Annotated in this window: 13 protein-coding genes; 5 read left to right on the forward strand and 8 right to left on the reverse strand. The window is 65.5% G+C overall.

The window, feature by feature from the left end; translation table 11 throughout:
• Positions 1-49 precede the first annotated feature (49 nt).
• Genes ACQP1G_RS39185 through ACQP1G_RS39200 form a run of 4 tightly spaced genes read right to left on the reverse strand, consistent with a single transcriptional unit; the run spans position 50 to position 6,393 of the window.
• On the reverse strand, positions 50-1,531 hold the full coding sequence (locus ACQP1G_RS39185; protein ID WP_433194726.1) for an aldehyde dehydrogenase family protein: 1,482 nt from the start codon (positions 1,529-1,531) through the stop codon (positions 50-52).
• Between the two features lie 6 nt (positions 1,532-1,537).
• Positions 1,538-2,719, reverse strand: coding sequence for an aromatic ring-hydroxylating oxygenase subunit alpha (locus ACQP1G_RS39190; RefSeq protein ID WP_433194727.1), 1,182 nt, complete (start codon positions 2,717-2,719; stop codon positions 1,538-1,540).
• A 7-nt stretch (positions 2,720-2,726) separates the two neighbouring features.
• Positions 2,727-3,917 (reverse strand): N-methyl-L-tryptophan oxidase, encoded by a 1,191-nt coding sequence (gene solA / locus ACQP1G_RS39195; protein ID WP_433209183.1) that lies wholly within the window; start codon positions 3,915-3,917, stop codon positions 2,727-2,729.
• A gap of 28 nt (positions 3,918-3,945) precedes the next feature.
• Positions 3,946-6,393 (reverse strand): GcvT family protein, encoded by a 2,448-nt coding sequence (locus tag ACQP1G_RS39200; protein WP_433194728.1) that lies wholly within the window; start codon positions 6,391-6,393, stop codon positions 3,946-3,948.
• Positions 6,394-6,587: 194 nt separating this feature from the next.
• Between ACQP1G_RS39200 and ACQP1G_RS39205 the strand changes: the two genes are divergently transcribed.
• The 4 genes from ACQP1G_RS39205 to ACQP1G_RS39220 are packed head-to-tail and all read left to right on the forward strand — an operon-like array spanning position 6,588 to position 9,842.
• On the forward strand, positions 6,588-6,932 hold the full coding sequence (locus ACQP1G_RS39205) for a bifunctional 3-phenylpropionate/cinnamic acid dioxygenase ferredoxin subunit (protein ID WP_433194729.1): 345 nt from the start codon (positions 6,588-6,590) through the stop codon (positions 6,930-6,932).
• Positions 6,929-8,125 carry an NAD(P)/FAD-dependent oxidoreductase gene (locus tag ACQP1G_RS39210; protein ID WP_433194730.1) on the forward strand — a complete coding sequence of 399 codons (1,197 nt, stop codon included), beginning with the start codon at positions 6,929-6,931 and terminating at the stop codon, positions 8,123-8,125. The genes ACQP1G_RS39205 and ACQP1G_RS39210 overlap by 4 nt, the downstream gene beginning before the upstream one ends.
• 8 nt (positions 8,126-8,133) lie before the next feature.
• Positions 8,134-9,219, forward strand: coding sequence for an S-(hydroxymethyl)mycothiol dehydrogenase (locus tag ACQP1G_RS39215; RefSeq protein WP_433194731.1), 1,086 nt, complete (start codon positions 8,134-8,136; stop codon positions 9,217-9,219).
• The gene (locus ACQP1G_RS39220; protein ID WP_433209186.1) at positions 9,213-9,842 is read left to right on the forward strand and encodes an MBL fold metallo-hydrolase; all 630 of its coding nucleotides are present in this window, start codon (positions 9,213-9,215) and stop codon (positions 9,840-9,842) included. Before ACQP1G_RS39215 ends, ACQP1G_RS39220 begins: the two co-directional genes overlap by 7 nt.
• Positions 9,843-9,927: 85 nt before the next feature.
• On the opposite strand, the gene ACQP1G_RS39225 is transcribed toward ACQP1G_RS39220, so the two are convergent.
• The 3 genes from ACQP1G_RS39225 to ACQP1G_RS39235 form a co-directional block, all read right to left on the reverse strand.
• Entirely contained in the window at positions 9,928-10,386 is a 459-nt protein-coding gene (locus ACQP1G_RS39225; protein WP_433194732.1) for an SRPBCC family protein, read from the reverse strand.
• Between the two features lie 55 nt (positions 10,387-10,441).
• Entirely contained in the window at positions 10,442-11,284 is an 843-nt protein-coding gene (locus ACQP1G_RS39230) for an alpha/beta fold hydrolase (protein ID WP_433194733.1), read from the reverse strand.
• Between the two features lie 93 nt (positions 11,285-11,377).
• Positions 11,378-12,217, reverse strand: coding sequence for a DUF72 domain-containing protein (locus ACQP1G_RS39235; protein ID WP_433194734.1), 840 nt, complete (start codon positions 12,215-12,217; stop codon positions 11,378-11,380).
• Positions 12,218-12,315: 98 nt separating this feature from the next.
• Here ACQP1G_RS39235 and ACQP1G_RS39240 point away from each other — a divergent pair, with 98 nt between their 5' ends.
• Positions 12,316-12,627: a pyrimidine/purine nucleoside phosphorylase gene (locus ACQP1G_RS39240; RefSeq protein WP_433194735.1), complete on the forward strand. Its 312-nt coding sequence runs from the start codon at positions 12,316-12,318 to the stop codon at positions 12,625-12,627.
• Here ACQP1G_RS39240 and ACQP1G_RS39245 read toward each other — a convergent pair.
• Positions 12,606-13,499: an NAD-dependent protein deacetylase gene (locus ACQP1G_RS39245; RefSeq protein ID WP_433194736.1), complete on the reverse strand. Its 894-nt coding sequence runs from the start codon at positions 13,497-13,499 to the stop codon at positions 12,606-12,608. The two genes, ACQP1G_RS39240 and ACQP1G_RS39245, sit on opposite strands and share 22 nt — an antisense overlap.
• Between the last annotated feature and the right edge of the window lie 77 nt (positions 13,500-13,576).

The raw sequence follows: 13,576 nt of genomic DNA on the forward strand, positions 1-13,576 counted from the left end.
TTCGCGGTGCGGCCGTCCGGGCTGTCCGGCCGAGATTGTGAAATTTCGATCAGACGCTCTTGAACCACTCCGCGGGCTTCGGTGCCGTGTTGTGCCAAATGTGTTTGATTTCTTGATATTCGGCCAGTCCGGTCGGGCCGAGTTCGCGTCCGTTGCCGGACTTCTTGAACCCGCCCCATTCCGCGGCTGCGGTGTAATAGCCGAAGTCGTTGAGCCACACCGTGCCGTGGCGCAATGCGCGCACCATGCGCTCGCCGCGCGCCGGATCGGCGGTGCGCACACCAGCGGCGAGACCGTATTCGGTGTCATTGCCGAGCCGGATCGCCTCGGCCTCGGTGCTGAATCGCTCCACCGTGAGGATGGGGCCGAAGGTTTCCTCCCGCACGATCCGCATGGACCGATCGCAGTTGTCGAAGATCGTCGGTAGGAAGAAGCTGCCAGCGGCCAGCGCCGGATCACTCGGCCGGACACCGCCGGTCACCAGCTTCGCACCCTCCGAAATGCCCAGCTCCACATAGGCTTCCACCTTCGCGCGATGCGCCTCGGAGACCAGCGGCCCGGTCTCGCTGGCCGGGTCGAGGCCGGGCCCGACACGGATCAGCTCGGCGCGGCGCGCCAATTCGGCGACGAAGTCATCGGCGATGGACTCCTCGACGATGAGTCGTGTTCCCGCCGAACAGACTTGACCCGAATGCAGGAATACACCGGTCAGCACCTGGTCGACCGAACTCGCCCAGTCGGCGTCGGCGAAGACGATATGCGGGTTCTTGCCACCGAGCTCCACCGCGACCTTGGTGACATGCTCGGCGGCAACCCGGGCGATCGTCTTACCGGTGGCGAGGCCGCCGGTGAAGGAGATGAAGTCGACATCCGGCGTATCGGTCAGTGCCGCGCCGAGCACCGCACCACTGCCCTGCACCAGGTTCAGCACCCCGGCGGGCACACCGGCCTCCTGTGCCGAGCGCGCGAAGGCGATGGTGCTGAGCGGAGTCACCTCGCTGGGCTTGACGACCATCGTGCAGCCCGCGGCGAGCGCGGGCGCGACCTTCCACGACATCTGCAGCAGCGGATAGTTCCACGGCGCGATCAGCACGCAGACGCCGATCGGTTCCCGGACCACCCGGCTGAGCACCGCCGGATCACCCACGTCGATCAGTCGATCGGCCTGCCCGACGACCAGGCTCGCGTAGTAGCGGAACACCGAGATCACATCGTCGATATCGATGCGGCTCTCCACCAGCGTTTTGCCGGTATCGACCGTTTCGAGGTGCGCCAACTCCTCCTTGTCCCGCTCGAGCAGGTCCGCGATCCGCACCAGGAGTGCGGCGCGTTCGGCGACCGGCGTGGCAACCCAGGCCCCGTCGTCGAAGGCCGCGCGGGCGGCGGCCACCGCGCTGCGCGCGTCGTCCGGTGTGGCCTCGTCCACGGTGGCCACCACCGTGCCGTCGGCCGGGTTGACGATCTCGCGCAGGCCGCCGTCCGCGGCGTGCGCCCATGCGCCGCCGATGAGCAGGTCCGGGTTGCCGTTCATCTCAGGTCACCTCACGTCGCCGATACAGCCGTGCACCCAGGTGTGGAATTCGGAAATGTGGTGCTCGGCGGGGACAAGTACTCCGCCGTTACGGTAAGCACGCGAGGACATTGTGGGTTGGGTTCGCTCACATGCCGCGAAATCTTGTTCGTTCACCCGGTGGAACAATTCGACCGAACGCGATACATCGCGGCCTTCCGCGACCACGTCGGCGGTGTAGAGCCAGTCGCATTCGACAATGGTGCGATCCGCCGACATCGGATACATCCGGTGGAAAATGATGTGGTCCGGGACCAAATTCACGAAGACCGTCGGTTTGATCGTGATCGCGTAATAGCGGCGATCCTGTTCGGCGCGCACGCCGGGCAGCCGCTCGAATCCCGCCGAACCGTCGACGGTGAACCCGGCGACTTCCGGGCCGAATTCGGCGCCGTGCCCGACGAACACCTGGGCGGCCAGGCCGTCGGCGAACTCCGGCAGTACCTCGGTGAGCTCGGGGTGGATGGTGGCACAGTGGTAGCACTCCATGAAGTTCTCCACGATGAGCTTCCAGTTCGCGGCGACGTCGTAGACCACGCGGCGGCCGACCCGCAGCTCTTCGATGCCGTAGGAGTCGATCGCGGTCGGGCTGCCGAGCCGTTCGGTGACCGCACCCATGACATCGTCCTCGAACGACGGCGGCTCGTCGGCGAGGCAGACCCAGGCGTAGCCGAGCCATTCCCGCAGTGCCACCGGGACCAGGCCGTAGGCGACCCGGTCGATATCCGCGCCGGTCTCATCCTTGAGGGCGGCCATATTGGGCGCGGCGACGAGCTTGCCGTCCAGGCCATAGGTCCACGCGTGATACGGGCAGCGCAGGTTGCGCCGCACCTGGCCCTCGTCCTCGGTGCACAGCATCGCGCCTCGATGGCGGCAGATATTCAGGAAGGCGCGCAGTTGTCCGTCCCGGCCGCGCACGACCAGCACGCTCTCGCGACCCACCTGCACCTTCCGGAACTGCCCCGGATCGGCCAGGTCGGCGGAGCGTAGTGCGCAGAACCACATCTGCTCGAAGATGCGTTCCTGTTCGGCGGCGAAGATGCCCTCCTCGACATACCACTTGCCACCGAGGGTCGGGATCAGCGCCGGGGTAGCCACCGACGGGAGGTCCGCGGTCGGCCCACCCGTCGCCGGACCATCAGCCCCCATGGAATCGCTATGCGATGCTGTTTTCACTGGTCACCAGCCTTTGCGGGTCGAAGAGTGTGATGGGATGCGCGGTCTTCGCATCGATGGCCAGATCGGCCAGAATTTCGCCGACCACCGGAACGAACTTGAATCCGTGCCCGGAGAAGCCGCACGCGATGGTCACTCGGGTGGAGTCGCGGTGGCGGGCGATGACGAAATGTTGATCGGGCGTATTGGAATACATGCAGGTCGCCGAGTGGACCAGCGGACCGTCCAGCGCCGGAAGCAGTTCGGCGACGCGCTCACGCATCTCCTGGATCTCGTGCGGATGTACGACGCGGTCGATGGTCTCCGGTGTGGTTTCGATGCCCTTGCGGAAGAACGCGGTCTTCACGCCGCCGGTCGGTCCGTCGATCGCCGGGAAACCGTAGATCTGCATGCCGGAACTGTTTTCGGCGATGTAGATCGGCTGATCCTCGAACGCCGTTGTGCCGCCGACGGGATCGAGCCAGTACAGGACCTGGCGCTCGATGGTGATCGGGATGCCGAACTCCGCCAGCAGCTGTGGTGCCCATGCGCCGGGGCAGATGACGAGTTGGTCGGCGCGGTAGGTGGCCCGTGCCGTCGTAACCGTCACGCCGTCAGCGGTTTCCGCCCAGTCGAGTACCTCTTCGCCGAAGGACAGCGTCGCCCCCGAGCGCAGCGCGAGATCGATATGCGCCTGGACGGTCAGCTCCGGGCGAGCGAATCCGGCCTTGTCCTCGTACACCGCGATATCACCGGGATCGGGTGTGAAATTCGGGTACCGCCGCCGGACCTCGGCCGCGTCGAGCACTTCGTGCGGCAGCGACCATTCCCGGCTCGCGCGCAGGCTGCCCGCGACTGTCAGGCACTCCGCTGGCCCGAGGAACAGACCGCCGGTGAGCCGGACGACTTCTCGGCCACTGTCGGCCGCCAGCCGCTCCCACAGCTCGTAGGAGCGCAGCAGCAGTGGCACATACGCCGGATCCTCGAAGTAGGACTGTCGGATGATCCGCGAGCCGCCGTGACTGGAACCCTTGTCGTGGGCGGGCGTGAACTTCTCCAGTCCCAGCACCTTCTGCCCGCGGGCGGCCAGGTGGTAGGCGGCGGCACTGCCCATCCCGCCGAGACCGATCACGATGACGTCGTAACCGTCTGTAGCCGTGAGCCCACCCGTCACCCGACCCCCACCCCTCATCGAATCGCTAGGCGATGCTGTCATTTCGCTACCTCCTGATCCGGGACATATCGGGGTCCACCACCGGTTCGGTATGCACGATCGCGGTGTAGCGGGTGCCGAGGTATTCGACCTCGACCGCGTCATCGGGGACGATGGCCGCTGGCAACCAGGCGTAGGCGATGCTGTGGCCGATGGTGGCCGAATAGCCAGCGCTGGTGACATAGCCCGCGCACGCACCGTCGACGTACACCGGCTCCTTGCCGAGGACAACCGCCGTCGGACTGTCGAATACGATGCTGCGCAGGATCTTCGCGGGTGGCTGCGCCTGTTCCAGCGCCTTTTTGCCGACGAAATCGTCCTTGGCCATGCGGACCGCGAAATCGAGACCGGCCGCGGCGGGCAGATGTTCGGCGGTCATATCGGTTCCCCAACCGCGGTAGCCCTTTTCGATGCGCAGGCTGTTGAACGCGATCCGCCCCGCCGCGATGACCTCGTGCGCCTGCCCCGCCGTCCACAGCAGATCCCAAAGGGCACTGCCGTATTCGGCGGTCGTGTAGATCTCCCAGCCGAGTTCGCCGACGTAGGAGACACGCATCATCGTCACCGGAATCGCACCGAGATAGGTTTGCAGCGCCCGGAAATACTTGAAGCCCTGATGCGAGAGATCATCGGAACACAAGGGCTGCACCAGATCTCGCGCGACCGGACCCCAGAGCCCGATACAGCAGGTGCTGCCGGTGATGTCACGCAGCGTCACCGACCCGTCATCGGGCAGGTGCCTGCTGAACCAATCGAAGTCCAACGGCCCGTTGGCGCCGACCTGGAATAGCTCGGGCGCCAACCGGGCGACGGTGAGATCGCTTCGGACACCGCCGTTCTCGTCGAGCATCAACGTATAGGTGACCGAGCCGACGCTCTTGTCCAGGTTATTGGTGGTGAGCCGCTGCAGCAGTTCCAATGCGCCGGACCCGGCGATCTCGTAGCGGGTCAGCGGCGTCATGTCGTACATGGCGACGCGCTCTCTGGTCCAGCGCGCCTCCGCGATGGAGATCGGTGACCAGAAGTCGCCCGACCACTCATCGCGCTCGGGAAAAGGCACTCCCTGGTCACGAAGGCGTTGTGCCAGTTCGGCATTGGCCTCGTACCAGGCGGGCCGCTCCCAGCCGCCGCCCTCGAAGAAGTACGCGCCCAACTGCTGTTGGCGGGGATAGAACGGGCTGGTCCGCAGTCCGCGCAGGGCCGTTCGGTACTGGTGTGGATGGATGATGTCGTAGACCTCGACGAATGCCTGCGAACTCGTCTCCAGGATGAAGTGGTCGCTGCGGGCTACATCCTCGAAGCGGTACAGATCGCATTCGTGCACATCCGTTTGCGGTGCACCGTCGATGATCCACTCGGCGGTCGCCTTGGCCACACCGGCCGAATGGGTGACCCAGACCGCCTCGGCGACCCAGAATCCCTCCAGATCGCGATGTTCGCCCATGATCGAAAAGCCGTCGGGGGTGAACGAGAAGATCCCGTTGAATCCCTCCTCTACCTTCGAATCACCCAGCGCCGGTAGGAGTTCCTTGGACTCATGCCAGGCGGGTGCGAAATCCTCGTCGGTGAACGCCAGCATGGACGGCATTTCCGTACCCGCGGTGGCGAGTGTCGACAGATCCACCGGCATGGGCTTATGCCCGTAGTAGCCGATACCGATCCGGTCGCGATGTTCGCGAAAGTAGAGATCTTGATCTTGATGCCGCAATATCGGCAGGCTGGCCTCATGTAACGCGGTATTGCGTCCGTCGAGGGCGGCGATTCGACCCGTCTTGGCGTATTGATGCGCCATCGGCACCAGCGGCACCACGAGCCCGACCTGTTTCGCCAATTCGGCGCCCCAGAAACCCGCCGCGCAGACGACGATATCCGCGTCGATGATGCCGTCGGCGGTTTCCACCCCCGCCACTCGGCCGCCGCGCTGCACAATTCCGAGCACTTCCTGATGTGCGCGAAAACGGGCGCCGCGCGCGGTCGCCAGTCGCGCCTGCGCGGCCGCCGCGCGCAGCGCCTTGGCCAAACCATCCGTGGGAGTATGGAATCCGCCGAGAATGCGGTCGGCATCGAGAAGCGGATGCAATGCCGCGCATTCGGCGGGGTCGAGTAGCCGTCCCTCGATGCCCCAGGACTGCGCCCACCCGGCCTTACGGTGCAGATCCCGCCAGCGCTGCGGCGTGGTCGCCACCTCCAGTCCACCGACCGGATTGAAGGCCCAACCCTCCGGATGGTCGAGCGCCAGGAATTTCTCCGTCGTATACCGGGCGAATTCCGTCATTGTTTTGGACGAATTCGTCTGGAACACCAAACCCGGTGCGTGTGAAGTCGATCCGCCCGTGGCGAACAGTGGACCTCGATCGAGAACGGTGACATCGGTCCAGCCGCGCGAGGTTATTTCATCGGCCAATGAGGTTCCGACGATTCCGGCTCCGATGACGACAACTTTCGGGTGAGCCAAGACGTGCCTCCGATGTTGCTTGCTGCGCAACGCAATCGCATTACGCAACAAATGGTCAACCCGATCCGGCGGCCTGTCAACCGCTGGAAGCCAATCGATCACAAGTTGGCTCCAGGGTTGACGGCGCCGGCAAACGCGAGCACACTGTTGCGTTATCTGAGACATGTTGCGTAATGAGCAACTATGGAGGGCTGATGAGTTCCCTTGCCGAGCAACCGGAAACCGTCACGGCGGAGCTGTTCGTCGCGCACCTGACCGACCTGCCGGTGGGCGAGGTCGCCACGGTGCAGCAGGACGGTGGCACGCCGATCGCGGTTTTCCACACCGAGGACGGCCTCTTCGCGATCGACGACACCTGTACGCACCAGGACGCGTCGCTGGCCGACGGCTGGGTCGAGAACTGCACGGTCGAATGCCCGCTGCACGAATCCTGCTTCGACCTGCGCACCGGGGCAGTATCCGGACCGCCGGCCAAGATCGCGGTGCGCACCCATCCGGTCCGGGTAGTCGATGGCGACGTCCTGGTGGTGCCCTCATGAATGCGGTATCGCGTACCGACTCGGTGGTGGTCGCCGGTGCATCGCTCGCCGGCTTCTCGCTGGTCCGTGAGCTGCGCGAATACGGTCACGAGGGCGACATCACGGTCGTCGGCGACGAACCACACCTGCCCTACGACCGACCGCCGCTGTCCAAGGAGTTCCTGCACGGCGAGGTCGATATCGCGCTCGGCGAGGTGGCCGAGGCGAACTGGATGCTCGGGCGGCGGGCGGTCGGGATCACCACAACGGCGCACAGGCCCGGCGTCATCCTGGACGACGGCAGCCGAGTCAGCGGAAGCTCCCTGGTCATCGCCACGGGTGCGCGGGCCCGAACCCTGCCGGGCGCACCGATGCTGCGCGGTGTCCACACGCTACGGACGCTGGAGGACGCCATCGCCATCCGCACCTCGCTGCGCACCGCACGCACGGTGGTCATCGTGGGCGCGGGTCTCATCGGCTCCGAAATAGCTTCTACCGCAGCGGGTCTCGGTATCGAGGTGGTCATCGTCGAGCTGTCCACCGAACCGCTCACCGCCGTCTTCGGACCGCGGATCGCACCGATGTGCACCGCCATGCACGCCGCGAATGGCGTGCGACTGCTGACCGGCGTCGCGGTCGACCGATTCGTGGGCGACGAGCGCGTCCGCGCGGTTCAATTGACCGATGGCACCGAACTCGCCGCCGACGCCGTGGTCATCGGCATCGGAGCCGTACCCAATACCGAGTGGGCGCGCGACTGTGGCCTCGAGATCGACAACGGCTTCGTCACCGACTTCCGATGCCGCACGTCGATCCCCGGCATCTACGCGATCGGCGATTGCGCCCGCGCCTACAACGCGGAACTGGGCGGCCACCACCGCAGCGAACACTGGACCAATGCGACCGTACAGGCCCGCATCGCCGCGGCCGATATTGTCGGCGCACCGCAACGACCTACCTCGACGCCGTATTTCTGGTCGCGGCAGTATGGACGAATGCTGCAGTTCGCAGGCCATAGCCGAGCGACCGACGCGGTCCGCTTCTTGGACGGCGACGCGTCCACCGAATCGTGCACCGTCCTGTACGAACGCGACGGTGCGCCGGTGGCCGTCTTCGCCATCGATAACCCACGCCTGTTCACCCGATACCGCAAGCACATCGAGCGGCTCACCCCCGGCGCCATCGATATCCCCGGCGCCATCTCTATCTCCTAGGAGGATTCGTGTCCGAAACCGTGCGTGGCGTGGTCGCCCGTAGCAAGGGCGCACCGGTCGAGATCGTCGATATCGTGATCCCGGACCCCGGGCCGCACGATGTGGTCGTGCGCATCCAGTCCTGCGGGGTCTGCCACACCGATCTGCACTACCGCGAGGGCGGCATCAACGACGAATTCCCCTTCCTGCTCGGCCACGAGGCCGCGGGCATCGTGGAGACCGTCGGTACCGCGGTAACCCATGTTGTCGCAGGTGATTTCGTCATCCTGAACTGGCGGGCGGTCTGCGGCGAATGTCGCGCGTGTAAGCGCGGCCGCCCCTGGTACTGCTTCGCCAGCCACAATGCCAGTAAGAAGATGACCCTCGCCGACGGCACCGAACTCAGCCCCGCCCTCGGCATCGGCGCGTTCGCGGATAAGACACTGGTGCACGAAGGACAGTGCACCAAGGTCGATCCGGACGCCGACCCGGCCGTCGCCGGACTGCTCGGCTGCGGCGTGATGGCTGGTATCGGCGCGGCGATGAATACCGGAAATGTCTCGCGCGGCGATACCGTCGCGGTGATCGGCTGCGGCGGTGTCGGTGATGCCGCCATCGCCGGTGCGCGCCTGGCCGGCGCGCGAACCATCATCGCCATCGATCGCGATCCCCAGAAGCTCAGCTGGGCAACGGAATTCGGCGCGACCCACACCATCGATGCGACCAGTGCCGATGTCGTCGAGCAGATCCAGGAATTCACCGAGGGTTTCGGCGCGGACGTCGTCATCGACGCGGTCGGCCGCCCCGAAACCTGGAAGCAGGCCTTCTATGGCCGTGACCTGGCGGGCACCGTGGTGCTGGTCGGCGTTCCGACCCCGGATATGACCATCGACATGCCGCTGATCGACCTGTTCTCCCGGGGCGGCGCGTTGAAATCCTCCTGGTACGGCGACAGCCTCCCCGAGCGCGATTTCCCGATGCTGATCGACCTGTACCTGCAGGGCCGACTTCCGCTGGAGCGCTTCGTCACCGAGCGCATCGCCCTGGACCAGGTCGAAAAGGCCTTCTCCGCAATGCATGCGGGTGAGGTGCTGCGCTCGGTGGTGGTCTGGTGAGCCTGCGCATCGACCGGGTCGTCACCTCCGGCACCTTCTCCCTCGACGGCGACACCTGGGATGTGGACAACAACGTCTGGCTGATCGGCGATGACACCGAGGTCGTCATCGTGGACGCGGCCCATGACGCCGACGCGATCATCGATGCGGTCGGCAACCGCAATGTGCTCGCAGTCGTCTGCACCCACGGTCATAACGACCACGTCACCGTCGCCCCGGAACTCGCCGCGCGGCTCGACGCACCGATCCTGCTGCACCCCGGCGATGATCCCCTCTGGCGCATGACCCACCCCGACGTCGACTATGCGTCACTGGCCGACACCGAGCGGATCACCGTGGCGGGCACCGATATCGACGTGCTGCACACTCCGGGCCACTCCCCCGGCTCGGTTTCACTGCACCTGCCCGAGGCCACCGCGCTGTTCACCGGGGATACCCTGTTCAATGGCGGCCCCGGGGCCACCGGTCGCTCGTTCTCGGACTTCGGCACGATCATTGATTCCATCCGGGACCGCTTGTTGACCCTCCCGGAGGACACCACGGTCCACACCGGCCACGGCGACGGCACCACCATCGGCACGGAAAAACCCGCACTCGCCGAGTGGATCGCACGCGGCCACTGATCCGGTGAGCGGCGGGATCGAGATCAGGTGGAACTGGCGGCGGCGCTGCTCGGGCAATGCCGCCATTGAATCCGCCTGATCTTGGTCAGCCCTCTACCTGCGCCTTGATGCGGTCGAGGGTTTCGCGCATGCCGTTGCGGTTGGTTTTGCCGCGGGCGCGTCCGGCGAGTAGCCAGTACAGGCGCAGCGGGAGGTTCTTTTCGTTGAGCTGGAATGATTCGGTCACGTCGGTGCCGCCCTCGACGGGCTCGAAGCGGTAGCTCCAGGTATTGACCGCCATCCCGCGCGGTCCGAGCACGGTGAACGCGAACTCACGTCCCGGCTCGCACGCGATGATCCGGCAGACGGTCCAATACTTCATGCCCCAGCCATTGCGGTTGACGTGCCCGCGGAACTTCACGCCGACGGCAGGAGCCGTTGCCCCGCCGAGCCATTCGGTCTCGAAGGTCTCCGGTGAGAACTTCCCGGTATTCGTGATATCGCTGACCAGCCCCCAAATCTTGTCGGCCGGTGCTGCCATTCGAACCGTCACGCTGTCGTGCATGCCTGCACGCTAGCAGGCGCCTTCTCAGACAGGTAACCCCTAGGTGATGTGACCGTCAGCGGGCATCGACGGCGGTCCAGAAGGCGACCAGATCGGCGCACACGCGGGCCGGGCGTTCCTCGTTCGGGAGGTGACCGACGCCGTCGTAAACCGCTGTGCGGGCGTTCAATTCCTCCGCATAGCGTTCGTGGACGCTCGGGGGCCATAGGTCGCCGGAGTTGCCGTAGGCGATGAGGATCGGGAGGGCGGTGGCGCGCAGAGCGGGGGTGTAGTCGGTCGGGCCTTCCATGACGCGCATGATGCCGATCATGTTCGCCTTCTTGGTCGCGAAGATCCGGTTGTGCAGGAATTCGAGTTTCGCGGGTGGGACCAGCGGCGCCAAACTCCGGTTCATTTGTTCCCAAAGCGCTTGCTGACCACCGCTTTCGATGAGTTGAGCGACCAATTGCGGCGGGGTGAAATTGACATCGGAGATCGAGGACGGACCGGAGGCGAGCAGGGTCAGGCTGCGGAAGCGGTTCGGCTGGGCGACCAGCGCGGCGCGGGCGACGTAGCCACCGAATGAGTGGCCAACCAAGTGGATCGGTATGTCGTCCGAGATCTGGTCGACGACGAGGTTCAGGTCATCGGCGAAGTCGACCATCGTGTATCCCGAGACCTCGTCGGGACCATCGGACTGCCATTGACCACGCTGATCGTAAGCGACGCAACGGAATCCGGCCGCGGACAGAATCGGCACCATGGCCTCGAAGTCCTCTTTGGAGCCGGTGAAGCCGGGGACCAATAGCACCGTGCCGCGCATCTCGACGCCATGCGGCGGGGTGGATTCCCAGGCGGCCAGCGTGCCCGCCCCGCCGCGCAGGGTGAATGGAAGGGTCTGCACAGTGGCCTGACTCATCGGATTCCTCCATCGGCGTGCTCGACACTAGGGCGGCGACACAGCTCCATTCTAACCGAGCGAACATTCGGCATTGTTATTTATTCGAGATATTCAGAACAAGGTCATCGGCTCGGTCGGGATAGGCTCGGGCAATGGCTCGAGTTCGGGCAGGACCGCGCGGACTTCATCGTGGAAGCGGCGAGCGAGGTGCAGGGCAGAAGCATTGTCCGGGGTGTGGATGAAGACCGTGGGTGAGCGGCCCTCCCGCAGCCAGGCGGTGACGATGTCGAGCCATGGCCGCCAGCCCGCAACCGTGCGCTCGGTCGAATCGCGGCCGTGATAGCGGACGATCGGGAATTCGGTGAGCGCTCGGATGCGGCGCGGTACCCGCGGCTTCTTTCCCCGCGCCTCGGCCTCCGCGGCACTTTCGGCGGGCCCGTCGAAAAGCGTTGTGGTGTCGAAGGGCACCCATTCGGCGCCGACGCGCGCGAGAACATGCTCCAATTGTGTTGCGGCGCTTTCATTTTCAAAGAATGCGGGATGCCGGACCTCGACGGCGGACCGGTACGAATCGGGTAGCGTGCGCAGGAATCCGGCCAGCGTCCCGAGGTCGGTCGGGCCGAATGAGCCGGGCAGCTGCACCCACAGCGCGTGCATGCGCGGGCCGAGCGGCTCCATCGCGTCCAGGAAAGTCCGGAGTTCGGCCTCCGCGCCGTGCAGCCTGCGCTCGTGCGTGATCGGCTTGGGCACTTTGATGACGAATCGGAAGTCGGGACCGGTCTGCTTCGCCCATGACGCCACCGTGTTGCGCGTCGGCGTCGCGTAGAACGTCGTATTGCCTTCCACCGCAGTGCACCACGAGGCGTAGTGCCGCAACCGCTCGCCCGGCACCGGTTGCCGGTCCTGCCATGCCGCGTGCGTCCACATCGCACATCCCACGTGAAGCCGCATGCCAGCGACGCTAACGCACCCGGCGCCCGGCCGTCCGGGCGGTCGACGCGGGTCACGTACGCTGACGGCTCCACCTCCACCACCTCGGGAAAGAGATCATGGCGCAGTTCGAGAACGTCAGCGTGGCCAAGAAGGCCAATGTGTACTTCGACGGCAAGTGTGTGAGCTACAACATCGAACTTGCCGATGGCACATCGAAGTCGGTGGGCGTGATCCTGCCGTCGACCCTGACGTTCAACACCGTCGCGCCGGAGATCATGGAACTGATCGACGGCGAATGCACGGTCACCCTCGCCGGACAAAACGACGCCATCACCTACCGCGGCGGCGAATCCTTCAACGTACCCGGCAACAGCTCATTCGATATCGAGGTCCTCTCGCCCCTGCACTACGTCTGCCACTTCGGCTGAGCTGGCCGAATCCGCTCCACACCGCTCATGGTGTCGGCCAGTGTTGTCAGTGCGCTCGCACACCCGGTGTCGACGGTGAGTGTGGCGAGGTCGTCACCTCGGGTGTGACCGCGGTTCACGATGGCGACCGGCTTGCCTTGTTTGGCGGCATGGCGCACGAACCGCAATCCGGACATCACCGTCAGCGATGATCCCGCCACCAAAAGCGCGTCCGCCGCGTCGACCAGTTCGAACGACGCGGTGACGCGCTCCTTGGGTACGTTCTCCCCGAAGTACACGATGTCCGGCTTGAGCATGCCGCCACAGCGCGCGCAGTCCACCATCCGAAAACTCTCGGTATCGGCGACCACCGCGTCCGCATCGGGCGCCACCTCCACCCCGGTGGCCGTCGCCAATGCCGCGAAACCAGGATTCGCCGCCTCCAACCGCGCGGCCAACGTCATCCGCGAGATCAGCGCCTCGCAACCGAGACAACGCACCCGCGCGTAGGTTCCGTGCAGATCGATGACCCGACGATGCCCCGCCTTCGTATGCAGCAGATCGACGTTCTGCGTGATCAAACCGATGACCACACCCGCGCGTTCCAGCCGCGCCAACGCCCGATGCGCCGCATTCGGCCGAGACCCATCCATGGCCCGCCACCCGATGTGGTTACGCGCCCAATACCGCTGACGAAACGCCGCATCCCCCACGAACTGCTGGTAGGTCATCGGAGTCCGCGGCGGCGACGCCGGCCCGCGATAATCCGGAATCCCACTGTCGGTCGACACCCCGGCCCCCGTCAGCACCGCCACCCGCCGCCCTGCCAACAGCCCACACAACCGCTCGACATCCACACTCGACCCAACCGAGCCGGATTTCGAAGCGGACATGCAATTCAGAGTAAGCGCCCCGCATACCAGCCATCGAGGCGAGTCATATGGTGGCCTGCGGGAAGCCCGCGGGCACC

Source organism: Nocardia sp. CA-107356 (assembly GCF_050946365.1).
In the GTDB taxonomy this organism is placed as follows: domain Bacteria; phylum Actinomycetota; class Actinomycetes; order Mycobacteriales; family Mycobacteriaceae; genus Nocardia.